The sequence below is a fragment of the Novosphingobium sp. P6W genome, assembly GCF_000876675.2.
GTDB lineage: Bacteria > Pseudomonadota > Alphaproteobacteria > Sphingomonadales > Sphingomonadaceae > Novosphingobium.
The window spans coordinates 180,428-205,580 of record NZ_CP030352.1; the positions used below are offsets into that span (position 1 = coordinate 180,428).

25 protein-coding genes are annotated in these 25,153 nt (G+C 65.5%); 6 read left to right on the forward strand and 19 right to left on the reverse strand.

Annotation, left to right across the window (positions count from 1 at the left end):
* Positions 1 to 43 precede the first annotated feature (43 nt).
* The 4 genes from TQ38_RS00935 to TQ38_RS00950 all read right to left on the reverse strand — a co-directional run bounded on the left by TQ38_RS00935 (position 44) and on the right by TQ38_RS00950 (position 5,670).
* Positions 44 to 3,487 (reverse strand): efflux RND transporter permease subunit, encoded by a 3,444-nt coding sequence (locus tag TQ38_RS00935; protein WP_043974116.1) that lies wholly within the window; start codon positions 3,485 to 3,487, stop codon positions 44 to 46.
* Between the two features lie 18 nt (positions 3,488 to 3,505).
* Positions 3,506 to 4,726 carry an efflux RND transporter periplasmic adaptor subunit gene (locus TQ38_RS00940; RefSeq protein ID WP_043974114.1) on the reverse strand — a complete coding sequence of 407 codons (1,221 nt, stop codon included), beginning with the start codon at positions 4,724 to 4,726 and terminating at the stop codon, positions 3,506 to 3,508.
* Between the two features lie 295 nt (positions 4,727 to 5,021).
* Complete coding sequence (locus TQ38_RS00945) at positions 5,022 to 5,321, reverse strand: DUF1153 domain-containing protein (RefSeq protein WP_043974112.1); 300 nt, start codon at positions 5,319 to 5,321, stop codon at positions 5,022 to 5,024.
* A gap of 1 nt (position 5,322) precedes the next feature.
* Positions 5,323 to 5,670 (reverse strand): hypothetical protein, encoded by a 348-nt coding sequence (locus tag TQ38_RS00950; RefSeq protein ID WP_043974110.1) that lies wholly within the window; start codon positions 5,668 to 5,670, stop codon positions 5,323 to 5,325.
* A gap of 156 nt (positions 5,671 to 5,826) precedes the next feature.
* Here TQ38_RS00950 and mnmA point away from each other — a divergent pair, with 156 nt between their 5' ends.
* On the forward strand, positions 5,827 to 6,999 hold the full coding sequence (gene mnmA / locus TQ38_RS00955) for a tRNA 2-thiouridine(34) synthase MnmA (protein WP_043974108.1): 1,173 nt from the start codon (positions 5,827 to 5,829) through the stop codon (positions 6,997 to 6,999).
* Between the two features lie 35 nt (positions 7,000 to 7,034).
* Here the strand turns inward: mnmA and TQ38_RS00960 are convergent, their stop codons facing one another.
* Positions 7,035 to 7,445, reverse strand: coding sequence for a hypothetical protein (locus TQ38_RS00960; protein WP_205316055.1), 411 nt, complete (start codon positions 7,443 to 7,445; stop codon positions 7,035 to 7,037).
* A gap of 32 nt (positions 7,446 to 7,477) precedes the next feature.
* Between TQ38_RS00960 and TQ38_RS00965 the strand changes: the two genes are divergently transcribed.
* The gene (locus tag TQ38_RS00965; RefSeq protein ID WP_043974105.1) at positions 7,478 to 8,635 is read left to right on the forward strand and encodes a serine hydrolase; all 1,158 of its coding nucleotides are present in this window, start codon (positions 7,478 to 7,480) and stop codon (positions 8,633 to 8,635) included.
* 43 nt (positions 8,636 to 8,678) lie between these two features.
* Here TQ38_RS00965 and TQ38_RS00970 read toward each other — a convergent pair whose 3' ends face one another.
* From TQ38_RS00970 to TQ38_RS01010, 9 genes are all read right to left on the reverse strand, one after another.
* Complete coding sequence (locus TQ38_RS00970) at positions 8,679 to 9,035, reverse strand: iron-sulfur cluster assembly accessory protein (protein WP_043974103.1); 357 nt, start codon at positions 9,033 to 9,035, stop codon at positions 8,679 to 8,681.
* Positions 9,032 to 9,547 (reverse strand): GNAT family N-acetyltransferase, encoded by a 516-nt coding sequence (locus TQ38_RS00975; RefSeq protein ID WP_043974101.1) that lies wholly within the window; start codon positions 9,545 to 9,547, stop codon positions 9,032 to 9,034. Before TQ38_RS00975 ends, TQ38_RS00970 begins: the two co-directional genes overlap by 4 nt.
* Positions 9,544 to 10,032 (reverse strand): SUF system Fe-S cluster assembly protein, encoded by a 489-nt coding sequence (locus tag TQ38_RS00980; protein ID WP_043974098.1) that lies wholly within the window; start codon positions 10,030 to 10,032, stop codon positions 9,544 to 9,546. The genes TQ38_RS00975 and TQ38_RS00980 overlap by 4 nt, the downstream gene beginning before the upstream one ends.
* On the reverse strand, positions 10,029 to 11,243 hold the full coding sequence (locus TQ38_RS00985) for an aminotransferase class V-fold PLP-dependent enzyme (protein WP_043974095.1): 1,215 nt from the start codon (positions 11,241 to 11,243) through the stop codon (positions 10,029 to 10,031). The genes TQ38_RS00980 and TQ38_RS00985 overlap by 4 nt, the downstream gene beginning before the upstream one ends.
* On the reverse strand, positions 11,240 to 11,977 hold the full coding sequence (locus tag TQ38_RS00990) for a SufD family Fe-S cluster assembly protein (RefSeq protein ID WP_043974092.1): 738 nt from the start codon (positions 11,975 to 11,977) through the stop codon (positions 11,240 to 11,242). The genes TQ38_RS00985 and TQ38_RS00990 overlap by 4 nt, the downstream gene beginning before the upstream one ends.
* Positions 11,974 to 12,729 carry a Fe-S cluster assembly ATPase SufC gene (sufC, locus tag TQ38_RS00995; RefSeq protein ID WP_043974089.1) on the reverse strand — a complete coding sequence of 252 codons (756 nt, stop codon included), beginning with the start codon at positions 12,727 to 12,729 and terminating at the stop codon, positions 11,974 to 11,976. Before sufC ends, TQ38_RS00990 begins: the two co-directional genes overlap by 4 nt.
* Before the next feature lie 2 nt (positions 12,730 to 12,731).
* The gene (locus TQ38_RS01000) at positions 12,732 to 13,226 is read right to left on the reverse strand and encodes an endonuclease domain-containing protein (RefSeq protein ID WP_043974086.1); all 495 of its coding nucleotides are present in this window, start codon (positions 13,224 to 13,226) and stop codon (positions 12,732 to 12,734) included.
* 61 nt (positions 13,227 to 13,287) lie between these two features.
* On the reverse strand, positions 13,288 to 14,793 hold the full coding sequence (gene sufB / locus TQ38_RS01005; protein ID WP_043974084.1) for a Fe-S cluster assembly protein SufB: 1,506 nt from the start codon (positions 14,791 to 14,793) through the stop codon (positions 13,288 to 13,290).
* A gap of 1 nt (position 14,794) precedes the next feature.
* Entirely contained in the window at positions 14,795 to 15,235 is a 441-nt protein-coding gene (locus tag TQ38_RS01010; RefSeq protein ID WP_043974081.1) for an SUF system Fe-S cluster assembly regulator, read from the reverse strand.
* 440 nt (positions 15,236 to 15,675) lie between these two features.
* Between TQ38_RS01010 and TQ38_RS01015 the strand changes: the two genes are divergently transcribed.
* The 3 genes from TQ38_RS01015 (at position 15,676) to TQ38_RS01025 (ending at position 20,373) form a co-directional block, all read left to right on the forward strand.
* Complete coding sequence (locus tag TQ38_RS01015) at positions 15,676 to 16,722, forward strand: quinone-dependent dihydroorotate dehydrogenase (RefSeq protein WP_043974561.1); 1,047 nt, start codon at positions 15,676 to 15,678, stop codon at positions 16,720 to 16,722.
* Between the two features lie 11 nt (positions 16,723 to 16,733).
* The gene (ggt, locus tag TQ38_RS01020; protein WP_043974079.1) at positions 16,734 to 18,470 is read left to right on the forward strand and encodes a gamma-glutamyltransferase; all 1,737 of its coding nucleotides are present in this window, start codon (positions 16,734 to 16,736) and stop codon (positions 18,468 to 18,470) included.
* Between the two features lie 88 nt (positions 18,471 to 18,558).
* A complete protein-coding gene (locus tag TQ38_RS01025; protein ID WP_043974077.1) occupies positions 18,559 to 20,373 on the forward strand; it encodes a long-chain fatty acid--CoA ligase in 1,815 nt (604 codons plus the stop codon).
* A gap of 14 nt (positions 20,374 to 20,387) precedes the next feature.
* On the opposite strand, the gene TQ38_RS01030 is transcribed toward TQ38_RS01025, so the two are convergent.
* Positions 20,388 to 21,524 carry a calcium:proton antiporter gene (locus TQ38_RS01030; RefSeq protein ID WP_082057620.1) on the reverse strand — a complete coding sequence of 379 codons (1,137 nt, stop codon included), beginning with the start codon at positions 21,522 to 21,524 and terminating at the stop codon, positions 20,388 to 20,390.
* A gap of 247 nt (positions 21,525 to 21,771) precedes the next feature.
* Between TQ38_RS01030 and TQ38_RS01035 the strand changes: the two genes are divergently transcribed.
* Positions 21,772 to 22,878 (forward strand): putative zinc-binding metallopeptidase, encoded by a 1,107-nt coding sequence (locus TQ38_RS01035; RefSeq protein WP_043974075.1) that lies wholly within the window; start codon positions 21,772 to 21,774, stop codon positions 22,876 to 22,878.
* A 10-nt stretch (positions 22,879 to 22,888) separates the two neighbouring features.
* Here the strand turns inward: TQ38_RS01035 and TQ38_RS01040 are convergent, their stop codons facing one another.
* The 4 genes from TQ38_RS01040 to TQ38_RS01055 all read right to left on the reverse strand — a co-directional run bounded on the left by TQ38_RS01040 (position 22,889) and on the right by TQ38_RS01055 (position 25,030).
* The gene (locus TQ38_RS01040; RefSeq protein ID WP_043974074.1) at positions 22,889 to 23,416 is read right to left on the reverse strand and encodes a hypothetical protein; all 528 of its coding nucleotides are present in this window, start codon (positions 23,414 to 23,416) and stop codon (positions 22,889 to 22,891) included.
* Positions 23,417 to 23,578: 162 nt separating this feature from the next.
* The gene (locus TQ38_RS01045) at positions 23,579 to 24,376 is read right to left on the reverse strand and encodes a thiazole synthase (protein ID WP_043974072.1); all 798 of its coding nucleotides are present in this window, start codon (positions 24,374 to 24,376) and stop codon (positions 23,579 to 23,581) included.
* A 53-nt stretch (positions 24,377 to 24,429) separates the two neighbouring features.
* Entirely contained in the window at positions 24,430 to 24,642 is a 213-nt protein-coding gene (gene thiS / locus TQ38_RS31415) for a sulfur carrier protein ThiS (RefSeq protein WP_043974070.1), read from the reverse strand.
* A gap of 16 nt (positions 24,643 to 24,658) precedes the next feature.
* Positions 24,659 to 25,030 (reverse strand): MerC domain-containing protein, encoded by a 372-nt coding sequence (locus tag TQ38_RS01055; protein ID WP_043974068.1) that lies wholly within the window; start codon positions 25,028 to 25,030, stop codon positions 24,659 to 24,661.
* Positions 25,031 to 25,153: the final 123 nt, after the last annotated feature.

Below are 25,153 nucleotides of genomic sequence, written 5' to 3' on the forward strand. Positions count from 1 at the left end.
GGCTTGCTGAACTACGCCCGGCTGGCGGCAATGTGCGTTCTTCCTATTCGGCCGGGTGCGGTTGGTGAACGCCCCCGGTATGGGCCTGCGCGGAGCCTTTCGGGCCATGCTCGCTGGGGTCGTATGTCAGCAGCGACTTACGCAGTTTCGGTCCGACCCTCTTTTCGAAACCATCGGCGAGGCTGAAGGCTGCCGGTACGATGACAAGGGTCAACAGGGTGGAGAGCACCAGGCCCCCGATCACGGTGACGCCCATCGGCGCACGGAACGCCCCGTCGCCCGAGAGGGAGAGGGCGGTGGGTATCATGCCGGCGGTCATTGCCACGGTGGTCATGACGATCGGCTGGGCGCGCTTGTGGCCTGCGTCCATGATCGCGGTCAGCTTGTCGACGCCCTTGGCCATCTCCTCGATCGCGAAGTCGATCAGCAGGATGGAGTTCTTGGCGACGATGCCCAGCAGCATCAGGATGCCGATGTAGACCGGCATCGAGATCGGTTGACCCCATGCGGTCAGCGCCAGCATGCCTCCCAGCGGTGCGAGCAGCAGCGAGGCCATGTTTACCAGTGGCGAGACGAAGCGCTTGTAGAGCAGCACCAGCACCGCGAAGACCAGGAAAATGCCGCTGACCACCGCGATGATGAAGTTGCTGATCATCTCGGCCTGCCACTTGTCCTCGCCCACGGGGGCGTTGGAAACGCCGGCGGGGAGGTTCTTCATGATCGGCAGCTGCTGGATCGCGGCCATTGCCGGGCCCTTGATCTGTCCCTGGCCAAGATCTGCGCCCACGAAGATGCGGCGCGACTGGTTGTAGCGCTGGATTTGCGTGGGACCGGCACCGAAGCGGATTTCGGCGACGCGGCTGAGCGGCACCGAGCCGCCGCTGGCGGTGGCGACGGGCAGGTTTTCGATCGTCGAGAATTCGCGGCGCGAGGTACGGTCGAGGATCACCCGGATCGGAATCTGGCGATCCGAGAGCGAGAACTTGGCGGTGTTCTGGTCGATCTCGCCCATGGTGGCGATGCGGATCGTCTGGCTCAGCGCACCGGTGGTCACGCCAAGCTGCGCAGCCAGGTCGAGGCGGGGGACGATCACCAGTTCGGGGCGCTGCAGGTCGGCGGCAATGCGCGGGGCGACGATGCCGGGAATTGCGCGCATCTGCTCGACCAGCGTCTGCGCCGTCTTGTTGAGCAGTTCCGAATCGCTGCCCGAAAGCATGACCGAAATGTCGCGCCCGCTACCGAAGCCGCCGGACTGGGTTGCGAAAGTGACGCGCGCATCGGCAATGCCCTGAAGTGTGGGGGCAAGGCGGCGCTCGAACTCGATGCTGGTGGCTTTACGCTCATTGGCAGGCTTGAGCGCGATGTGCAGGTTCGCCGAGCCTTCGCCGGAGAATTCGAGCACGCGCTCAACCTCGGGCTGCTTTTCAAGCAGCTTCGTGACGCGGCCGGCGACTTCCTCGCTCTGTTCGAGGGTGGTGCCGGGCACCATCTCGATCTTGACCTGGCTGGTGTCGTCATTGGTGTTCGGCTGGAACTGCTGGGGCAGGCCGGCGAGCAGTGCGAAGGTGACGACCAGCGCATAAATACTGGCGCAGAAGGCATAGAATCGGTGGTCGTGCATGCGCGCGATCACGCGGTCGGTGAAATACCGATACCAGCGGCCCAGCGCGCCCAGGGCGCCGGCAATCGCACGCAGCAGCCAGCCCAGCGCCCAGATTGCGGCGGGAATGCCGAGCGGGGCGAGGACGGCGGCCAGTACGAAGGCAGCCTTGCCGAGGCCGATCTTGGTAAGGCCCCCTTGCAGCGCCGAGAACAGCAGCGCGGCAAGGCCGAGCCCCGCCCCGATGAGGAGGACGAAGGCCAGCGTCGCTATGAGCACATACCACCAGGTACGCGGCTGCGGCACCAGTGCTGCCTTGCGGCGGTGCGCTTCGCGGCTGTCGAGCGTCCAGGCGAGGACTTTCATGTAGTAGTCCATCGCCTTGCCGCCGCCATGTTCAGCGTGGCCGTGCGACTTGAGGAAATAGGCCGCGACCATCGGGGTGATGATGCGCGCAACCGCAAGGCTCATCAGCACCGCCGCGACGACGGTGAGGCCGAAAGCCTTGAAGAACTGCCCGGGAATGCCCGGCATCAGGCCCACCGGCAAGAACACCGCGACGATCGAGAACGTCGTCGCGACGACCGCGAGGCCGATCTCGTCGGCGGCGTCGATCGAGGCCTGATAGGCGGATTTGCCCATGCGCATATGGCGCACGATGTTCTCGATTTCGACGATGGCATCGTCGACCAGCACCCCCGCGACAAGGCTGAGGGCCAGCAGCGAAAGGAAGTTCAGCGAAAAGCCGAGCATGTCCATGAACCAGAACGTCGGGATCGCCGAAAGCGGAATGGCCAGCGCCGAGATCATCGTCGCGCGCCAGTCGCGCAGGAACAGGTAGACGATCACGATCGCCAGCACTGCGCCTTCGACCAGGGCCTCCATCGAGCTGGTGTACTGCCCGCGCGTATAGGTCACCTGGCTGAACAGCCGGGTGATGTGAATATCGGGGTGGGCCTTGCGGATTACGTCGAGCTTCTTCTCGGCCTCGTCGTAGACAGCGACGTCGGAAGCGCCGCGCGCGCGTTCGAAGCCGAAAGTCACCACTTCGCGGCCGCCCACGCGGGCGACATCGGTACGGTCGGAGTAGCCGTCAGAGACGCTGGCGATGTCGGCCAGCTTGATCTGGCGGCCACCGCCCAGGTTGATGCGGGTCTGCGACAGGGCATAGGCATCCTGCGCATTGCCCAGCACGCGGACCGACTGGCGCGATCCGGCGATTTCCGCCTGGCCGCCCGCCGCGTCGACGTTGACCTGGCGCAGCACGTTGTTGAGGTCGTTCGCGCTCACGCCCAGCGAGATCATCCGGGCTGGGTCGACCACGACGCGGATCTCGCGGTTGACGCCGCCGTCCCGGCTCACCGTGGCCATGCCCGGCACCGAAAGCAGCGACTTGGAAATGGTGTCGTCGACGAACCAGCTGAGCTGTTCGATCGTCATGTCGTCGGCCGCGACCGCGAAGTAGGCGAGGCTGCCGCCGCCGCCGGCCTCGATCTTGGAAACCTGGGGTTCCAGGATGCCGTCGGGCAGTTCGCCGCGCACCTGGTCGACCGCGTTCTTGACCTGCTGGGTCGCGACGTCGGCATTGGTGCCGACCGAGAAGAACACGATGGTGGTCGAGCGTCCTTCGGACGCGGTCGACTGGATTTCCTCGACGCCGGGGATGGAGCGCACCGCGCCCTCGACGATCTGGGTAATCTGCGTCTCGATTTCGGTCGGTGCAGCGCCCGGCTGCGAGACCGCGACGTGAACGCCGGGGAACTCGACGTCCGGCATGTTGTTCACGTCCATCCGATTGAATGAGACGATGCCCGCGATCATCAAACCGATGAAGAAGACGATGGGAATGATCGGATTGCGGATCGACCAGGCCGACATGTTACGCATGGCTTGAGGGTCCGTCCGTTACTTGCCGGTGGCGGAAACGAGCCGGGTCTTGACCTTGTCCCCGTCGTTGAGGAACCCGCCGGCGCGCAGTACCACCTTTTCGGTGCCGGTCAGCCCGGACGGGACGGTGATGCCAGTGGCAGTGACCAGTCCGGTCTTGACCGGGCGTCGATGAACTTTGCCGGCATCGTCGACGACATAGACGAAGGAGCCCTTGGCATCGCTCTGGATCGCGGATTCGGGCAGCATCGGAGCCACTACCGCGCCGCTTGCGATCACCGCGCTGGCAAAGCCGCCGGGCCGCAGCGCGGCGTCGTAGGGAAGGGCGATGCGGGCCGTGCCCTGGCGGGTGGTGGTGTCGATCACCGGCGCCAGCTGCCAGACCTGCCCGGTGAAGGTACGGCCCGAGCCTACCGGCGTCACCTTGGCCTCCACCCCTACCGAAAGCGCAGAAAGATCGGCTTCGGAAAGATTGGCCAACAGTTCCATTTCGCCGCCCTTCGCGAGGCGAAAAAGCACCCCGGTGCCGCCGCCGACAACCTGGCCCAGCTCGACGTTACGCTCGAGTACGAGGCCGGCGGCGGGGGCGACGATGTCCAGGCGCGCGTTCTGGGCGCGCAGCTGGCCAAGCGTGGCACGCGCGACGCCGACCCGCGCCGCGGCGGCATCGCGCGTGGCGGTCAGCTGGTCGATATCGGCCTTGGAAATGAATCCGCGATCGACGAGCTTGAGGCCGCGATCGAGGTTGGACTGGGCGATGCGGGCATCGGCTGCGGCGACCTGGATCTGGGCGGACTGGCTGGCTGCCGCCTGCGACTGCACCGAGCGATCGATCACGGCAAGGACCTGGCCCTGCTTGACCCAGTCGCCGGCTTCGACGCGGATTTCGCGCACTTCGCCGCCTTCGCCGACCGAGCCGACCGGCATTGTCCGGCGCGCACCCAGTGAGCCTGTGGCGCTGATCTCTCCGGCGACGGTCGAGCGGCCGGGCACAACGACCGTGACCACGGGAACCTGCGCGGCATCCTTGCCGGCTTCGTCCGCGCCCTTGTCGCCTTCATGGACAACGAACCAGATGCCCACGACAAGCATGGCCACGACGATCGCCACCAGCCAGATCCAGCGGCGCGAGCGGCGATCCTGTTCGGTGTCGCCGATCAGTGGGCTATGGCCCGCGTCATAGGCTTCGTGTTCCCCGGCGGTCATCTGGCCGGGCTCAATCCTGCTGTCGTAGTTCATCTGGTCACCGCAAGCACCACACGCGCGTCCTGGGCGGCGTGCTTTCCCCCGCCACGCGGCTTTCCGGCCCATCAAGGGGCAGGCCGCCGTCGTGGCTCAAATCCGCTTGTTTCATATACCTGCGCAAACAGCGAGGCAATCTTCAGTCGGTTCGCGGTCGACCTGCATCGACAAACGACTTCATGCCGTCAACTTTGGGGAAGGTTGTTATATTATTGCGTAAAAACGTAAAAAGGCGACCGTGAAGCCATGTTCGCGGTCGCCTTTTGATTGTCGCCGGACTTGCCGGACGCGGTCAGTACTTCTGCTGGCGCTCGTAAAGATCGCGATAGTGTTGGATTCGGGTCACACGAAGGCCCTGCATGCCCGAACGATCGACTGCGCGTTGCCACGAGGCGAACTCTTCAAGCGTGAGGTGATAGCGTTCGCACACGTCGTCGATCGACAGCAGGCCGCCGTTGACGGCCGCCACGACTTCCGCCTTGCGGCGAACGACCCAGCGCGTGGTGTTTGCAGGCGGAAGGGAATCGACGGTCAGCGGCTCGCCGAGGGGGCCGATTACCTGGGCCGGACGGATTTTCTGGTTCTCGATCATATCACCCTCGCTCGCCGTTACCGTTCACGTCGGCGGCAGTGCTGTTAGTGGCAGCTACGGGCTTGCCATTGCTTGAATCATCAAGGTTAACCGGCTTTAACGATGCCTGGAAGGTCGTCAGCCTGGTGGCGGCATAGCCGTCGAAGCTGCCCCGCAGATGCAGCCGTGACGCAGCGGAATCCGCTGTCATGACGGCAAGCGTGTCCCGCGATGCGAAGAGGCGCGAACGCAGTGCCTGCCAGTCTATGTGCGTGAGATCGGCGGGAAACTGGAGATCGACGAACTCGTCACCAGCGCGACCCTGCGCATCCCCTGTGTCCGGGGCTAAGTGGTTACGTGCGATGTTCATAGTGCCGGCTATAGACCATGCTTGGTCAAGGGATCGTAAAGGCGCCCTTTACCCTCTGTTCACCATTGCCCTGGTGGGCGGCCCGGCTGGCGGGAATCCGGTGCTGTCACGGCGCAGGTAGGAAATCGGCGCATTTGCCTGTAAGGGGCGCGGGTGATGACTGTGCTTCCCGAGCTTCTTTCCGGCCTTGATGCCGCTGAACTGTTCCAGCTTTCCGGCCCGCTTGCGCAGCGCAAGATCGTTGTCGCCATGTCCGGCGGCGTCGACAGTTCGGTGGTCGCCGCGCTTGCCGCTGCCAGCGGGGCCGAGGTTATCGGCGTCACGCTCCAGCTGTACGACTACGGCGCGGCGACGGGCCGCAAGGGCGCCTGCTGCGCCGGCGACGATATCCGCGACGCGCGCGCCGTGGCCGATCGCCTCGGCATCGCCCACTACGTTTTCGACCACGAAAGCGCCTTTCGCGAGGAAGTGGTCGAGCGTTTCGCCGACGATTACCTCAATGGCCGCACCCCGATCCCGTGCATCCGCTGCAACATGGGGCCGAAATTCACCGACCTGCTGGCGATGGCGCGCGAACTGGGCGCGGATTGCCTGGCCACGGGCCACTATGTCCGCCGCGAGATGGGTCCGGCCGGGGCCGAACTGCACCGCGCTTTCGATCCCGCGCGCGACCAGAGCTATTTCCTTTACGGCACCACCGAGGCGCAGCTCGATTTCCTGCGCTTTCCGCTGGGCGGCCTGCCCAAGAGCGAAACACGCCGGATCGCCGAGGCGGCGGGCCTCAGGAACGCCGCCAAGCCCGACAGCCAGGACATCTGCTTCGTGCCCGACGGCGATTACGCCAAGATCGTGCGCGCCGTGCGCCCCGAAGGCGAAGCGCCGGGCGAGATCGTCCATGCCGAGACCGGCGCAGTGCTGGGCAGTCATCGCGGCGTGATCCACTACACCGTCGGCCAGCGGCGCGGCCTGGAGATCGGCGGCCAGCCAGAGCCGCTCTACGTCACCGGCATCGAGGCGGAAACGCGCCGCGTGCGAGTCGGCCCGCGCCGCCTGCTCGCCACCGCTTCGGCGCGGGTGGTGGAAACCAACCGAATCGGCCCGCTCCCCCACGGACCACTGACCGCCAAGGTCCGTTCGCTGGCAAAGCCCGTGCCGATCACGCTGGAAGGTCCGCTGGGAGAGGGCGGCGAAGTTACGATTCGCTTCGAGAACCCGGAATACGGTGTCGCGCCCGGACAGGCGGCGGTGATCTACGCCGGTGACCGGGTGGTCGGCGGCGGCTGGATCGATTCGACCGAAAGCGCCGTTTCCGCAGTCGAGGCCGCCTGACGCTGGGCTTGGAATGACGGAGTTGGGGGCAGCGCTCAGTCCTGCCAAGGCTCCAACTGGCATCCGCGAGTCTCGTGGAAATCGGCGCTCTGGCTGGCGAGCAGCGGCACTGAACCGGTGATCGCCTGCTTCCCCGCATCTTCCGAAAGCGAAACCCGGCGCGCGATGCCGCCCAGGCCCGCCACCTTGAGGTCGCCCTCGCAGGCGGCCAGCGGGCGCTTCGAGACGTAGCGGCACACACAGCCCACCCGTGCACCGTAAGCCGCGCCGACCAGGGCTTCTTCGCGCAGGCCCTGCCACGCCCAGGTCAGCCAACCGGCCAGAACCAGTATCACCAGCAGGATCAGGTTGCGGCGCCAGCGCGAAGGCTGCCTGATCGGATGGGAGGCCCAGGGGTCGGCGGTGCCGACCTTGTCCCCCGCTGCGGATTTCCCGCCTGTTGCCATTCTTCAGCGCCTCGCACATCACACCGCGCGTCATGCCGGTGCGCCGCCTCCCCCTTATCCTCGCCCTACGCGCGCTGCCAGCCCTTGCCCTGCTGGCAGGCTGTGGACAGTCCGCGCCCGATGGCCCGCCCCCGCCAAGCGCCAGGTCACAGGCTGCCATCAGTGATGACGGCGGCGCCCCGCGCGAGGCGCTGGGCCGCGCGATCGACACGATTTTCGACGACGAGACGGTAGGCCGCACCGACGCTCTGGTCGTCATGAAGCGCGGCACCGTGATCGCCGAACGCTACGGTGAGGACATCAAGCCCGAGACCCGCCTGCCCGGCTGGGGCGTGGGCCAGTGCGTCACCGCGCTGATGATTGGCCAGCTGGTCAGCGACGGCCGGTTGCGCCTGAACGAATCGGCCCCGGTGCCCGAATGGCAGCGCCCGGGCGACCCGCGCGGCGCGGTGACGCTCAAGCAGTTGCTCCAGATGCGCTCGGGCCTGCGCCATGACGAATCGGCGGTTGCCGGCACCGGCATGCTGGAACGCGAATCGGACCGGATGCGGATGCTGTTCCTCGACGGGCGTGACGATATGGCTTCTTACGCCGAGGCGCAGCCGCTGGAGGCTCCGGCCGGCAAGCTGTTTGAGCATTCCTCGGCCAGCGCGGTGATTCTGTCCGACCTTGCAGCACGGGTGCTCTCGCCCGATCACGATCCGGGGCGGCGGCGTCAGGCGGTGAGCGATTACCTCAAGAACCGGGTGCTCCTGCCGATCGGCATGGGCTCGACCATCGTGGGCTATGACCGGGCAGGGACGATGATCGGCTCGGGCATGATCGCCTCTTCCGCGCGCGACTGGGCGAAGCTGGGAGAGTTCCTGCGCCATGCCGGCTCGGTAGGCGGCGCGCAGATCCTGCCGCGCCGCTGGATACAGTTCATGCTGGAGCCGTCACCGCGCGAACCGGGCTACGGCGCGGGCGTATGGCTCAACCGCGCGGCGGCAGGGGAGGGGCCGAAGCTCTATCCCGGCACGGCGCCCAAGAACGTGTTCGGATGTGTGGGCGAATATGGCCAATACGTGATCGGCTCACCCGACCAGTTGCTGACCATAGTGCGCATCGGCCACAGCGATGCGGCGCAGGGGCGCGAGATTCACGACCGTCTGGGATCGCTGCTGGCACTGTTTCCGGGCGGCAAGAGCTGAGGAAACACCATCGTCCCGGACGTGATCCGGGACGATGTAAATATCAGACCGTGAAGCTTTCGCCGCAGCCGCAGGCGCCCTTGGCGTTAGGGTTGTCGAAGACGAAACCGGCGGTGAAGTCGTCTTCCTTCCAATCCATCACGCTGCCGATCAGGTACAGGACCGAGGCGCTGTCGATGTAGAACGTGCCGCCGGGCGTCACGATCTTCTCGTCGAACTTTGCCTCTTCGCTCACATAGTCGACCGAGTAGGCAAGGCCCGAACAGCCCCGGCGCGGGGTCGACAGCTTGACGCCGATCGAACCTTCAGGCGCCTCGCCCATGAGCTTGGTGATGCGGGCCTCGGCGTTGGCCGTCAGGATTACGGCGGCGGGGCGCACCCGTGCGGTTGTCGTGGTCATAGTTTCTTTTCCCAGAACAGCGCGGTCCCGGCCTGCGGGTCTAGCGCATAGTCTCCATAGCCAAGGGCGACGTAAAGCCCCTTTGCGGCATCGTTGCCGCTCAGCACTTCGAGGGTGATCTTGCAGGCCCCGCGCGCTTTCGCCTCGGCCTCGACCGCCAGCATCAGCGCCCGGCCGATGCCTAGGCCGCGCTGGCCGGGCAGTACCGCCATGTCGTGAATGTTCACGAGCGGGCGTGCTGCGAAAGTCGAGAAGCCGGTGATGCAGTTGGCCAGCCCCACCGCTTCCTCACCCGCGAAGGCGAGTAGCGAAAATGCGCCGGGATGCGAAGCAAGGCCGGAAACCAGCCTTTCACGCACTTCGTCCGCAAGCCCTTGCCCGCCGCCCATCGGATCGCGCGCATAGCTGTCCAGCAGCGCGACCACGCGCGCGGCATCAGCCGCATCGGCGTAATCGGCCAACCGAACAGATACCGGCCGCACGGTCACAGTAGGGGCGAGCAGGCCGGTCACAGCATTCCCAGTTCCAGCTTGGCCTCGTCGGTCATCTTGGCCATGTCCCATGGCGGATCCCAGACGAGGTTCACTTCGCAGTCGCGCACGCCGGGCACTGCCGCAACGCGCATTTCCACTTCGCCGGGCATCGATTCGGCGACCGGGCAATTGGGCGTGGTCAGCGTCATCTGCACCGTGACCGAAGCCTCGGGCGAAACGTCGACGCCGTAGATCAGGCCCAGGTCGTAGATGTTGACCGGAATCTCCGGGTCGAAAATTTCCTTGAGCGCAAAGATCACGCCTTCGTAGATCGCGCCGCCGGGACCGGCAGGGTCCGCCGCCAGCGGCTTTTCGGCCAGAAAACCGTCAAGATAGTCACGCTTGCGCTCCAGCTTTTCGCCAGTGCTTTCAGCAGGCGCCTCGATGTCCTCGACGCGGGCGCGCGGCGGGAGCGGCGCGGCATCGATTTCCTCGACGCGGAAGGAGGGGGTGTCGTCACTCATCCGAAAATTCTCCGTGTGCGCTCGATTCCCTTCAGGAGCGCCTCGATATCGCCTTCGTCGCTGTAGAGGCCGAAGCTGGCCCGTGCCGTTGCCGGCACGCCCAGATGCTCCATCAGCGGCTGTGCGCAGTGGTGTCCGGCGCGGATCGCCACGCCTTCCTCGTCCAATATGGTGCCGAGGTCGTGCGGATGCACCCCGTCCAGCGCAAAACTGACGATGCCAAGGCCATTTTCCGGGCCAAACAGGGTCACGTCGTTGCGCTTGCGCAATTCGGTGCGCAGCAGGGAGGCAAGGTCGCGCTCATGGCGTTCGGCGCGGTCCAGGCCGATGTCCGAAAGCCAGTCCATCGCCGCCGCCATGCCCAGCGCCTCGATGATGTTGGGCGTGCCCGCTTCGAAGCGCTGTGGGGCAGGGGCGTAGGTCGTCTTCTCGAAGGTTACGCGGTCGATCATCGCGCCGCCGCCCTGCCAGGGCTGCATGTCGTCGAGGATCTCCTTACGGGCCCACAGCACACCGATCCCGGTGGGACCGTAGAGCTTGTGCGCCGAGAAGGCATAGAAGTCGCAGCCGAAAGCCGCCATGTCGAGGGTAAGGCGCGGGGCGGCCTGGCAGCCGTCGATCAGCAGCTTCGCGCCCACCGCATGGGCCAGCCTGGCCGCATGTTCCACGTGGAGCACCGAGCCGAGCACGTTGGAGACATGCGCGAAAGCGACCAGCTTGTGGGCCGGGGTCAGGATGCGTTCGGCGGCTTCGAGGTCGATCTGGCCGTCGTCCGTCAGCGGGCAGACGTCGATCTCGACGCCGGTCCTGTCCCGCAGCATCTGCCAGGGCACGATGTTGGAGTGATGCTCCAGCACCGAAAGCAGGATGCGGTCGCCGGCCTTGAGTTTCGCCGCGCCCCAGGTCTGGGCAACGAGGTTGATCGATTCGGTGGCGCCGCGCGTGTAGACGATCTCGTCCTCGCGCGCGTTCATGAAGGCGGCGACGCGGCGGCGAGCCGCCTCGAACGCCAGCGTCATATCGGCCGAGCGGGCATAAACGCCGCGGTGCACCGTCGCATAGTCGTCGCCCATCGCGCGCACGGTGGCGTCGATCACGGCGAGGGGCTTCTGCGCGGTGGCGGCGGTGTCCAGGTAGTGCCAGTCGCCAGCCCCGTTCTTGGAGATGAGGCCCGGGAACTGGTCCTTGATGACGAGGGTATCGGTGGTCACAGGATGGCCTCCAGCCGGGCCAGTGCCGCCTCGCTCAGAGCCTCTTCGCCGGGGGCGCCGGTAAAGGCTTCGGCGATGAAGGCCTGAAGCATCAGGCGCTTGGCCTGCGGCGGGGTGAGCCCGCGCGACATCAGGTAGAACAGACCCTGCGCATCGAGTTCGCCCACCGCGCAGCCATGTGCGGCCTTGACGTCGTCGGCGTAGATTTCCAGTTCCGGGCGGGCATTGGCGGTGGCGGTGCGTTCCAGCAGCATGGCGCGCACCGACTGTTCGGCGTCGGTGCCGTCGGCCCCGCGCTCCACCGCGATACGGCCCAGGTACGTGCCGACGGAAGCGCCCGCCAGGACGGTGCGGATGATCTGCGCGGACGTCGCGTTCAACCCCGCGTGGGTGACTTCGGTGACGACTTCCAGCGTTTCGCTACCCGTCGCCAACTGCGCCGCGCCCAGCGTGAAGTCGGCGTTCTCGCCCAGCTTCACGTCGACGGCGATGCGGCCATAGGCCGGCCCGGCGGTAAGCACGCGCAGGTCAAACTTCGCACCCTTGCCCAGCGTGATCGCTACATGGCGCGCCACTGCACCGGCGCCGGTCTCGACGATTTCCAGCGTGCCTTCAGCATCGGCCGCGACCTCGATCTCCTCGGTCACGATCGGCCAGACGGAGCGCAGCGCCTCGATGTCCGAGTAGCGGAAGTCTTCGTCCTTGCGGCTGGGCAGGGTCATCTCGACGTTCATGCTGCGGTCTCTTGGACCACCGCTTCGTAGCCCTCTTCCTCAAGGCGCAGGGCGAGGTCGGCGCCGCCCGACTTGACGATGCGGCCCGCCGCCAGAACGTGCACGAAGTCCGGCTTCACGTAATCCAGCAGGCGCTGGTAGTGGGTGATGAGCAGCACGGCCTTGTCGCTCTTGCGCATGATGGCGTTGATGCCTTCACCGCAGACGCGCAGGGCGTCGATGTCGAGGCCGGAGTCCGTCTCGTCCAGGATCGCCAGCTTCGGGTCGAGGATGCCCATCTGGACCATCTCGGCGCGCTTCTTTTCGCCGCCGGAGAACCCGACGTTCACCGGGCGCTTGAGCATGTCCATGTCCATGCGCAGCAGGCCCGCCTTCTCGCGCGCCAGCTTGAGGAATTCGCCGCCCGAAAGCGGGGCCTCGCCGCGGCTCTTGCGCTGGGCGTTGGCCGATTCGCGCAGGAACTGAACGAAGGAGACGCCGGGAATCTCGACCGGATACTGGAAGCCCAGGAACAGGCCGGCGGCGGCGCGCTCATTCGGGGCCAGCTCGAACAGGTCCTGACCATTGAAGGTGGCGCTGCCGCCGGTCACTTCATAACCCGGACGGCCGCCGAGGGTGTAGCCCAGCGTCGACTTGCCGGCGCCGTTGGGGCCCATGATCGCGTGGATCTCGCCCGCATTGATGGTGAGCGAGAGACCCTTGAGGATCGGCTTGTCGGCGACGGTGGCCTGAAGATTGTTGATTTCGAGCATGATTATACCTCGTCGCTCATGAACGTCGTGGTGGAGCGCGAGGCTACCTTCTTGCGCGCATTGCGCTTGTCGAACGGCACGGCGAGTTCGCTGTTGATCTCGCGCAGGACGGCGGCGACGTTTTCCACCACCTCCTCTTCCGAGAAACGCAGCACGCGGATGCCGACCTCGATCAGCTTGCGGTCCTGCAACTCGTTGACGTCGGGGTTGGAATCCTCGGCGCTCAACTGGATCACGATCCAGCGCGAGGGGCAGGCGAAGTCGACGATAGCCGAGCCGACGATCGACTGGCGAATGAACTTCACGCCGGCCTGCTTCGAGCCGGACAGCTCCGCCCACAGCGCCTTCTGCGCGTCGGTGGGGTTGCGGCGCTGGTCTTTCGCACGCTCCTTGAGCGTTTCGAGACGGGCGCCGGTCACGGCGAAATTGGCCTTTACGTCGCCCTTGGGGCCGCTCTCGTTGCGGCTGATGCCCAGGGTCTTGCGGGCGGCGGTCATGGATTTTGTCCTTTGGTCTTTAAGTCATCGTCACGGCAGGAGGGGGTGGGGCCGCCTTGCTTCAACCCACGCTTCCCTCAAGCGAAATTCCCAGCAGCTTCTGCGCTTCGACAGCGAACTCCATCGGCAGCTGCTGCAGCACTTCCTTGGCGAATCCGTTGACGATCAGCGCCACGGCGCTCTCGGTGTCGAGGCCGCGCTGCAGGGCGTAGAACAGCTGGTCGTCACTGATCTTGCTGGTGGTCGCCTCGTGCTCGATCTGGGCGCTGGGATTGCGCACCTCGATGTAGGGCACGGTGTGGGCGCCGCATTCCTTGCCCAGCAGCAGCGAATCGCACTGGGTGAAGTTGCGCACGCCCTCGGCGCCCGGCGCCACGCGCACGAGGCCGCGGTAGGTGTTGTTCGACTTGCCGGCCGAGATACCCTTCGAGATGATCGTCGAGCGGCTGCCTTTGCCGTTGTGGATCATCTTGGTGCCGGTATCGGCCTGCTGGTAGTTGTTCGTCACCGCTACCGAATAGAACTCACCCACCGAATCCTCGCCGTTGAGGACGCAGGAGGGGTACTTCCAGGTGATCGCGGAGCCGGTTTCAACCTGCGTCCAGCTGATCTTGCTGCGCGCGCCCTGGCACAGGCCGCGCTTGGTGACGAAGTTGTAGATGCCGCCCTTGCCCTCGGCATTGCCGGGATACCAGTTCTGGACGGTGGAATACTTGATCTCGGCATCTTCCAGCGCGACCAGTTCGACCACGGCGGCGTGGAGCTGGTTCTCGTCGCGCATCGGGGCGGTGCAGCCCTCGAGGTAGGAGACGTAGCTGCCCTTCTCGGCGATGATCAAGGTCCGCTCGAACTGGCCGGTGTTCTCCGCATTGATGCGGAAATAGGTGCTCAGTTCCATCGGGCAGCGCACGCCTTCAGGGATGTAAACGAAGGTGCCGTCCGAAAAGACAGCGCAGTTCAGCGTGGCGAAGTAGTTGTCGTTCATCGGCACGATCTTGCCGAGCCACTTCTTCACCAGATCGGGAAATTCGCGAATTGCCTCGGAGATCGAGCGGAAGATGACGCCGGCCTGCTCCAGCTCCTTGCGGAAGGTGGTGGCGACCGAAACCGAATCGAACACCGCGTCCACGGCGACCTTGCGTGCACCCTCGACACCGGCGAGCACTTTCTGCTCCTCCAGCGGAATGCCGAGCTTTTCGTAGACGCGCAGGATTTCGGGATCGACCTCGTCCAGGCTGGCCAGCGAGTCCTTCTTCTTGGGCGCGGCCCAATAATAGGATTCCTGGTAATCGATCGGCGGCACGTTCAGCTTCGCCCAGTCCGGCGGGGTCATCTCCAGCCAGCGGGCATAAGCCTTCAGGCGCCAATCGAGCATCCACTGCGGCTCGTCCTTCTTGGCCGAGATATAGCGGACGGTGTCTTCGGACAGGCCCTTGGGGCCGTATTCCTGCTCGATATCGGAAGACCAGCCGTGCTCGTACTCGGCCGCGCGGGCAGCGGCATCGTGCGCGGCCTGGTCACGAAGGGGGGCCTCACGCTCGGCCATGCGGATGTTTTCCTCGGTCATCTCAAACTTCCTCGACGAGCTGGGTCAGCACGACCTGGGCAAGCGCGCCGCGAACGGCGGCATTTACCTGCGGCCAGTGGCCCTTCACGTTACAATCTGCTTCCAGCGTGCAGTCGCTCTTGACCCGGTCGAGGCAGGCGGTGAGCGCGATGGGCCCTTCTACCGCCTCGACGATGTCGGCAAGCGAAATCGCCGCTGGTGGCCGCGCCAGCTTCAGGCCGCCGCCCACGCCCCGCGACGAGCGCATCAGGCCGGCAGCGGTCAGCTTGCTGACCAGCTTCTGCACGGTCGGCACCGGCAGGCCGGTTTCCTCCGCCAACTGGGCGGCCGATATGCGCGCGCGTTTCCCGCCGGCCTGCTCTATCAATGAGCAGGTACCGCAATGCCGCGCTGCGGCGGACATGATGATGACCGCATAATCGGCCATGCTGGACAGGCGCATAACGGTGGGTTTCCGAACCTGTGACTAAATCGGATCAAATTATTCCGATTTCACCTAGTGCAGCACGGCTCCGGTTTCAATGGGCGTTTCGCACAGGAATTGCGGGCATGGGGGCGCCCTTTAGCGCGCCTCAACCGACTCGCAAACCATGGAAAATCCATCCCGGCAAAAATCGCGCCCGCTATCATGCCTGTGCGACTCGCAGAAAAAAGGCGGTTCCCGGCCGAAGCCGGAAACCGCCATCAAGGTAATAAAGAACTCGAGCGCATCCCGCGACGAGCCCTTCGGGTCGCACGGTTCATGTATGCCCCGGCCCGGGGGATTTATTGTATAAACGCGACACGGTTAGCCCTTGGGAAAGGCTAAGGGACGTTTTCATCTCGCAACCGCAATGAGAAGAAGCGTTTGAGCAACACCTCGTGTCCCGTTATGCGACAGCCGTGCTGTACTCCCTCATAAAGCCCGCCCTTTTCCGAATCGATGCCGAGAAGGCGCATGGCCTTGCGCTTTCCGCGCTCAGGCTTGCCGCCCCCGCGCGCGCACCTGCCTACCCGCCGTCGCTGGCGAGCGTGGTGGCGGGAATCGCTTTTCCTAACCCGGTCGGCATGGCGGCCGGGTTCGACAAGGACGGCGAAGTGCCCGATGCGCTCATCGGCATGGGCTTCGGCTCTGCCGAGGTCGGCTCGATCACCCCGCTGCCGCAGGCGGGAAACCCCCGCCCGCGCCTGTTCCGGCTGGTGGAGGACCGCGCGGTCATCAACCGCATGGGCTTCAACAACAGCGGCGCGCAAGTCGCGGTGGACCGCCTTGAAGCGCGCGCAGGCAAGCCCGGCGTGGTGGGCATCAACATTGGCGCGAACAAGGATTCGACCGACCGCGTGGCCGACTACGCGATCATGGCGAAGCTGATGGCGCCAATCGCGGGCTATCTTGCGGTCAACATCTCCAGCCCGAACACGCCGGGCCTGCGTGCCCTTCAGGACGAATCGGCGCTGACCGGCCTGCTCGATGCAGTGATCGAGGCGCGCGACGCGGCTTGCCCCGAGGGCAAGCGCCCGCCGGTGTTCCTCAAAGTGGCACCAGACCTGGAACCCGCCGACATCGACGCCATCGCCCGCATCGCCATCGACAAGCGCCTTGGCGCACTGATCGTATCCAACACGACGATTTCACGCCCCGCCCTGGCTTCGGTGCACAAGGGCGAATCCGGCGGCCTGTCCGGCGCGCCGCTACGCGATCTTGCCCAGCAGCGCCTGCGCGATTTTCGCAAGGCTACCGGCGGCGCGGTGCCGCTGGTCGGTGTGGGAGGCATTGCCAATGCCGAAGATGCCTGGGCGCGCATCCGGGCCGGGGCCAGCCTTGTCCAGCTTTACAGCGCGATGGTCTACGAAGGACCAACGATCGCGCGCAAAATATGCAAGGGTCTGATCGAATTGATGAAGCGCGATGGCTTCGCGTCGATTGCAGAGGCGGTGGGAAGCGAATAGGCATTCTCGCAATGTCCAGAAGCCTGACCCTGGGGCTGCTTGCTCCTTTCGCCCCGATTGCGCTTACCCTGGGCGGCTGCGCCGCTACTACGGCCACCGCGCCTGCACCCATTTCGACCGCGACCGAACCTACGGTTTTCGACGCGGGCATGGTCAGCGCTGCTGATCGGCGCGCCGCCGATGCGGGGGCTGAGATCCTGCGGCAGGGCGGCACCGCCACCGATGCGGCGATTGCAACGATGCTGGCGCTGAATGTGGTCGAGCCGCAAAGCTCAGGAATTGGCGGCGGCGGTTTCCTGCTGCTGGCCGACGAGCAGGGCCATGTCGAATCGTGGGACGGGCGCGAAACGGCGCCCAAGGCCGCCACGCCTTCGCGTTTCCTCGATGCCTCGGGCCAGCCGCTGCCGTTCCGTGTTGCGGTGATCGGCGGGCGCAGCGTCGGCATTCCGGGCAACATCGCCATCGCTGCCAAGGCCCATGCCGCGCATGGCAGGCTGCCCTGGGCGCAGCTGTTCCAGCCTGCCATCCACCTTGCCCGCGAAGGTTTTGTGCTGTCGCCGCGCGGCTACACCTCGCTCGCCCGTTCGGCTGACACCGGCGCGCACGATCCGCAGGCCCGCGCGATCTTCTACGGCGTGGACGGCAAGCCGCTGCCGCAGGGCACCACGATCCGCAACCCCGCGCTCGCCAGTACGCTGGAGATGCTTGCCGCGAAGGGGCCTGCGGGCTTCTACAAGGGCGAACTGGCCCGTGAGATCGCCGTGAAGGTTGCCGCAGAAACTCCGTCCGACGGCAAGATGACCGTGGCCGACATCGCCGCCTTCACTGCGAAAGAGCGCCCCGGCGTCTGCGCGAAGTACCGCATCTACAAGATCTGCAGCATGGGCCCGCCGTCCTCCGGCGCAACCACGGTGCTGGCGACGCTGGTGCAGCTGGAAGACTTCGATCTGGCCGCGCTCGGCCCGGATTCGCCGGTCGCCTGGCACCTGATCGCCGAATCGCAGCGCCTCGCCTATGCCGACCGCGAGCTGTTCCTTGCAGACCCGGATTTCGTGTCGGTGCCGGTCAAGGAACTGCTGGACCCCGCCTATCTCCACCAGCGCGGCGCCCTGATCGCGGCGGACAGGACGATGGCCAAGGTCACCGCAGGCCTGCCCGCGCCGCATCTGGCGCTGGGTAAGGGCTATGAGGAGCACGGCACCTCGCACTTCGTCGTCATCGACCGGCAGGGCAATGCCGCCTCCTGGACCTCGACGGTGGAGAGCGCCTTCGGTTCCGGGATCATGGTCGGCGGCTTCTACCTCAACAACGAACTGACCGACTTCAGCTTCGTCCCCGAGAAGGACGGCGCCAAGGTTGCCAACCGGGTCGAGGGCGGCAAGCGGCCGCGCAGTTCGATGGCGCCCACGCTGGTCTACGGGCCTGACGGCAAGCTGCTGCTGGTCGTCGGCGCGGCGGGCGGGGCGACGATCCCGGTCCAGGTGATCCGTGCGCTGATCGGCGTGCTCGACTGGAAGCTGCCCGTCGACAAGGCGCTGGCGCTGCCGGTCCTGTTTGCGCCCACCGATACCATCAACGTCGAGAAGGGATCGCGGCTTGAGGCGATGATCCCGCAGCTCACCGCGCTCGGTCATGGTTCGGTGAAGGCGCTGGAGATGCCTCTGAAGACCAATGCGGTCGCGGTGGTGGATGGCCGCCTCGTGGGTGCGGGTGATCCGCGTAGCGAAGGTGTCGCAGTCTCTCAATAGAGCGCGGGCGCCTAGGCGGTTGTCGCAACCTGCGCAGCCCCCTAGACGTTGCACAAACTCGGAACGCTGAGAGGATTTAGGGGCCGCCATGGAAATTGCCGACTTCGACAGGAGCGCGAACATCGTGTCGCTCTTCCTGTCCCGCGCCGATGCGCTGGGCGATGCGCCGATGCTGAGGGCCAAGCAGGGCGGGCAGTGGACCGCGATCAGCTGGGCCGAGGCCGCGCGCCGCGTGTGCATGCTGGCCGCTTCGCTGCGCCGGCTTGGCCTCAGGCCGGGTGAGCGGGTGGTGATCGTGTCCGAAAACCGGCCTGAATGGTGCATCGCGGACCTCGCGATCATGGCGGCGGGCTGCGTGACGGTGCCGACCTACACCACCAACACCACGCGCGATCACATCCATATCCTGGAAAATTCGGGTGCCCGCGCGGCGATCGTCTCCACCGCCAAGCTGGGCCGGACCCTGCTGCCCGCGATCGTTCAGACCGACATGTGCCGCCACGTCATCGGCATGGAGCCGCTCGTGCCGATGCAGGGCGGGGCCTACGAGACGCAGTTGTGGGACGAATTGCTGCAAGGCGACGCTGCCGCCGCACGCGCCGACGTCGATGCGCGCATGGCCAGCGTCGGGCGCGATGACCTGGCCTGCATCATCTACACCAGCGGCACCGGCGGCGCCCCGCGCGGTGTGCGCCAGCACCACGGGATGCTGCTGTCCAACGTCGCCGGCGCGGCGCAGATCATCGATCAGGACTTCGGATGGGATCAGGGCCCTGAAAAGCGCGAGATATTCCTCTCGTTCCTGCCGCTAAGCCATGCTTATGAGCATACCGGCGGGCAGCTCCTGCCGATCGGCCTGGGCGGCGAAATCTACTATTCCGAAGGGCTGGACAAGCTGGCCGCCAATATCGAGGAAGTGCGCCCGACCGTGATGGTCGTCGTGCCGCGCCTGTTCGAGGTGCTGCGCACGCGCATCATGCGCCAGATCGAAAAGCAGGGCGCGACTGCGAACCGGCTGATGGACTGGGCTGTGGCAGGCGCGCAGCGAAGCCAGGCCGGGAAGCGCCGCCTCACCGACTATCCGCTCGACATGGTGATCGAGCGCACCCTTCGCCCCAAGGTCCGCGCCCGTTTCGGCGGGCGGATGAAGGCGCTGGTTTCAGGCGGCGCTCCGCTCAACCCCGAGATCGGCGTGTTCTTCGATGCCATGGGGCTCACCTTGCTCCAGGGCTATGGCCAGACCGAGGCGGGGCCGATCATCAGTTGCAACCGCCCGGCGGCGGGCGTCAAGTTCGACACTGTCGGCCCGCCCCTGCGCGGCGTCGAGGTGCGCATCGCCGCCGACGGAGAGATTCTCGTGCGCGGCGAGGTGGTGATGGCCGGCTACTGGCAGAACGAGGCAGCCAGCATCAACGTGCTCAAGGATGGGTGGCTGCACACCGGCGACATCGGCCATTTCGACGACAAGGGCCGTATCGCCATCACCGACCGCAAGAAGGACATGATCGTCAACGACAAGGGCGACAATGTTTCGCCCCAGAAGGTCGAATCGATGCTCACCCTGCAGCCGGAGATTGCCCAGGCAATGGTTTCGGGTGATCGGCGGCCCTACATCGTCGGACTGGTCGTGCCGGATGCCGACTGGGCGCTGGAATGGGCGCGAACCAACGGCGAAGGCTTCGATTTCCGCAGGTTGCAGACCATGCCATCGTTCCGCGCGGCGATCCGCACCGCGATCGACCGGGTGAACAACGACCTTTCGGTGATCGAGAAGGTGCGCCAGTTCGCTTTCGCGGACGAGCCGTTCTCGATCGAGAACGAGGAGATGACGCCCAGCCTCAAGATCCGCCGCCACAAGGTGAAGGAACGCTACGGCACGCGGCTGGACGGGCTCTACAAGTAAGAGTGCTTACCTGTTCACGGCACCAGTGTCGTGAACAGGTAAGTCGCAAAGATGACCAGGTGGATCGTGCCCTGGACCACCGTGGTCCGGCCGGTCCCCAGCGTCATCGAGGCGACCAGCAGGGTCAGCGCCAGCAGCACCACGCCGCGCATCGAGAGGCCGAGTTCAAGGTCCAGCCCCATCGTCAGCGAAGTGACGGCGACGGCCGGGATGGTCAGGCCGATCGTCGCCAGCGCCGAGCCGATTGCGAGGTTTAGGCTGGTCTGCACCCGGTTGGCACGCGCCGCGCGCACTGCGGCGAAGCCCTCGGGCGCGAGGACCAGCGCGGCGATGATGATGCCGACCATCGCCTGGGGCGCGCCTACCGCTGCGACGCCTGCCTCGATCGACGGCGAAAGCATCTTGGCCAGCAGTACCACTGCAATGAGGGCGAAGCCCAGCAGCACCGCCGAGGCCGCCGCCCGCGCCTTGGGCACGGGCGCTTCATGGGCGTGGTCCGCTTCCTCGGGGTGGAGGAAATGGTCCTTGTGGCGCACCGTCTGGGCAACCACGAAAGTGCCGTAGATGATGAGCGATATCACCGCGACGAAGCCCAGCTGCAAGCCGGAGTAGAACGCCCCGCTCTGGGTGATGGTGAAGTTGGGCAGCACCAGCGTCGCGACCGAAAGCGTCGCCAGCATCGACAGCCCGTGAGTGACCCCGCTCTGGGTATAGCTTTGTTCGTGGTGCCGCCCGCCGCCAGCCAGCAGGCAGATACCGACGATGCCGTTGATAGTGATCATGATCGCCGCGATCAGGGTATCGCGCGCCAGCGCCTGTGTGCCGTTGCCCTCGCTCAGCATGATCGAGACGATCAGCGAGGTTTCGATCACGGTCACCGCAAAAGCGAGGAGCAGGGTGCCGAACGGTTCACCAAGGTAATGGGCAAGGACCTCTGCATGGTAGACCGCCGAGATGATCGCTGCGCAGAGCACCAGCGCCAGAACCACCACCATGCTGACACCTGCCGGTTTTCCCAGCGCCAGCGCGGCCAGTGCCAGCAGCGGTATGGCGATAGACCACAGCGCAAGGCCGAAGGTCGGGAAGCTCGCGGTCGGTGCCGGCGTGGGATCCGGTAGGGGCCGGTCGATGGTCTCGGGGGGCTGGGTCATCGATTGACTATAGGTGTGATCCGCCGCAGGGCCAGTCCTGCCCGGGCCTGATTGCGACTTTGTGCATGAAAGGCAATCTATCGACACAAAGTGGAAGCCCTTTGGCCATCATCGCTGATCTTCACCGGCCAGGCGCTGGTCTTCACCCCGGACGCGCTTTTTTCATTCGGCGTTACGAAACGCTTTCGGAGTTTCGGCGTTGTCTGCCGCAAGTCCACTCGAATACTGATACGGGAAATCCCCATAAATGCGCGCTTTCGCCTGTCCCAACTGCCGCCGCCTCAACCATTTCGAGGTCCGGGTATGCCCCGGCTGCAAGGCGACTCTCGGTTATGATCCTGCGGTCGACGCGTTCCGCTTCTTGGCGGACAAGGCCACCGTCTGGCGCGACAGCAAGGGCGGGACGGCCGATGTCGTAGTCTGCGCCAACAACAATGCGTACCGAATCTGCAACTGGCTGGTGGAGACGGGCGATGCCACGCCGATGTGCCGGGCCTGCCGCCACAACCGCACGATCCCAGACTTGTCCGAACCTTCGGTGCCGCCGCGCTGGGCCAAGATCGAGGCGGCCAAGCGGCGCCTGTTCCACTCGCTGCTGAAGCTGGGCCTGCCGCTGGAAACCAGAGCCGAAGCAGGGCCGGGCGGGCAGGGCCTTGCCTTCGATTTCCTCTACGACGCGGCGGCCGAGAAGGCTGGTACGCCCCGGATCACCACCGGCCACGACGGCGGCCTCATCACGCTCAACCTGATCGAGGCGGACGATGCCGAGCGCGAACGCATGCGCCACGCCATGGGTGAGCCGTATCGCACCCTGCTGGGCCATTTCCGCCACGAGGTAGGACACCACTACTGGTCGCGGCTGGTCGCACCGGATGCGGCCGAATGCGAGGCGTTCCGCAATGTCTTCGGCGATGAGCGGATCGATTACCAGCAAAGCCTGCAGGCGCATTATGCCGACGATGGCGGCAAGGTCTGGACCGACGCCTACGTCAGTTTCTACGCGACTTCACATCCGTGGGAGGACTTCGCCGAGACTTTTGCGCACTACCTGCACATCGTCGACGTTCTGGCGGCGGCCGGCGGTTTCGACCTGTCGCTGGCGGCCTTGCCGGGCGAGGCGGAAGGACTGGAGGTCGAACTGGACTTCAACCCCTACATCGCCGACACGCGGGCGCTGGTCGATGCGATGGGGCCGCTGTCGTTCGCGGTGAATGCGATCAACCGCTCGATGGGGCTGCCTGACCTGTACCCTTTCCACCTCTCCGATGCGATCGTCGCCAAGCTGGACTACGTCCACACCCTCGTCGACAAAGCGCGCGAGGGTGCGAAGGCGGGAGCGTCGATCGCGGCCTGAGCGCAAGGGCTCAGGCGGCTTCCTTCTCGATGAACTCGGGGTAGAAGCTGGGTTCGCGGTCGGACCAGCCGGGCGCGGTGGCGGCGGCTTCGCTGATCGAATGGAGCAAGGTCTTGCGCTTGTCCGGGCGGATCTGCGGCAGCGCGGCTGCGCCGCAGAAGGCGCCGGGAAGCCACGGCCTCGCCCATGCGCCCAGCAAGCGCTCATACAAGAAGCGGAAGGCGGAAAAGCTCTCGATCTTGTCCTGTGCGAGGTCGAAGACGGCGATGCGGACGAGCTTGCCCATGAACACTTCGATATCTTTGAAGGCGATGTCGTCAGGGCGCATGGTGCGCAGGCGCTTCAGGTCCTGATAGGCGGCATACTGATTTCGAATCGAAGCCATTTCATCCGCGTCGCGCGCCCAGATCTTAAAGGCATCCTGCCGGCCAAGCCCGATATCCAGGCTGCGGCGGATGTAGCGCTGTTCGCACGACGTGAAGCTCGCAAACTCGCGGAGTTCGCCGATCGTCAGAGTAGCCGTTCCCGTATAGGCCATTGTCGTAGTTCCTGTTTCGCAAAGGGTGCTCCCTTCACGAATCGAAGTAAACCACGATTGCAGTTACCAAGCCGTTTACTATGCAAACGATTGTTTACGGGGAATCCCCTAGCGGGATGGCAACGCGTGAATTGCCGTCACGAGGCGGGGCGTAAGGGGGCGTCAGATCAGGCCTGCGAGCGGGCTCGAAGGGTCTGCATAACGGCGGATCTGCATGCGTCCGGCAAGATAGGCATCGCGTCCGGCGGCGACAGCCAGCTTCATCGCGCGGGCCATGCGGATGGGATCGCGCGCCTCGGCGATGGCAGTGTTCATCAGCACGCCGTCGCAGCCCAGTTCCATCGCCACGGCGGCTTCCGAGGCCGTACCGACTCCGGCATCGACCAGCACCGGCACTTTCGCGCCCTCGACGATGAGGCGGATGGTGACCTTGTTCTGGATACCCAGGCCCGAGCCGATCGGCGCGCCCAGCGGCATCACCGCAACGGCGCCGCACTCTTCCAGCTGCTTTGCTGCGATCGGATCGTCCACGCAGTAGACCATCGGCGCGAAGCCCTCCTTGGCGAGGATTTCGGTGGCCTTCAGCGTCTCGCGCATGTCGGGGTAGAGGGTGCGCGCCTCGCCCAGCACCTCCAGCTTCACCAGATCCCAGCCGCCCGCCTCGCGCGCCAGGCGCAAAGTGCGGATGGCGTCGTCTGCGGTGAAGCAACCGGCGGTATTGGGCAGGTAGGTGATCTTCTTCGGGTCGATGAAGTCGGTCAGCATCGGCGCCTTGGGGTCCGACACGTTGACGCGCCGGACCGCCACGGTGACGATCTCGGCGCCCGATGCCGCTACGGCGGCGGCGTTCTGCGCGAAATCCTTGTACTTGCCGGTGCCTACGATCAGGCGCGAGGTAAAAGTACGGCCCGCAACCGTCCAGGTGTCGGGGGCCAAGGCTTCAGCAGCAGAATCGGTCACGAAGCGCGTCCTTTCGGGGGAGCGGTAAAACAGGGGAGCGAAAGGCGCGGCGTTCAGCCACCGCCTACGAAATGGACGATCTCCAGCACGTCGCCGTCGGCCAGGATCACGTCAGCCAGTGTAGAGCGCGGGGCGATCTCGGCATTGCGTTCGACCGCGACTTTCGCCGGATCAAGCCCGAGGCCGGTCACGAGATCGGCGATGCTGGAGCCGGGCGCAACGCGGCGCGGTTCCCCGTTTACGGTGAGCAGGAGTTCGTCAGCCATGCAGCGCAGATAGCGTTCAGCAGGCGCCGTGCAAGTTCCGAATGTGCGCGAAGGCGACAAGGCTGACGCCCAGGATCGTCAGCACCGCCTCGGGAAACCCGTGGCCGACAAGGATCGCCGCACCCATCAGGGCAAGCCCCAGACCGCCGATCAGCAGCGGTGCGATGCGGCCGTGCCTGGCAACGCCGAAGCCCAGCGAGACGAGCCCCACCACCAGCGCCAGACCCAGCCCGATGCGGTGGATTTCCGGCGAGAGCAGCACTTCGCCGCCCAGTCCGAGAAACCCGACCAGAACGACACCCAGCACGCAATGGACCGCACATAGCCCGCTCAGGATGATCCCGGCACGGTCCAGACGGCTTCGAATCGCGATGATGGCAGTACGCATAGGCGCTCATTTATGTAATGTTGTAACATCTATCAAGCCCTAACCGCATCCGGCCACGTCCGGTCGACGTGGGTCTTGCGCAATTCGCCGCGAAAACGCAGGGAACACGCTCATGACAAAAGA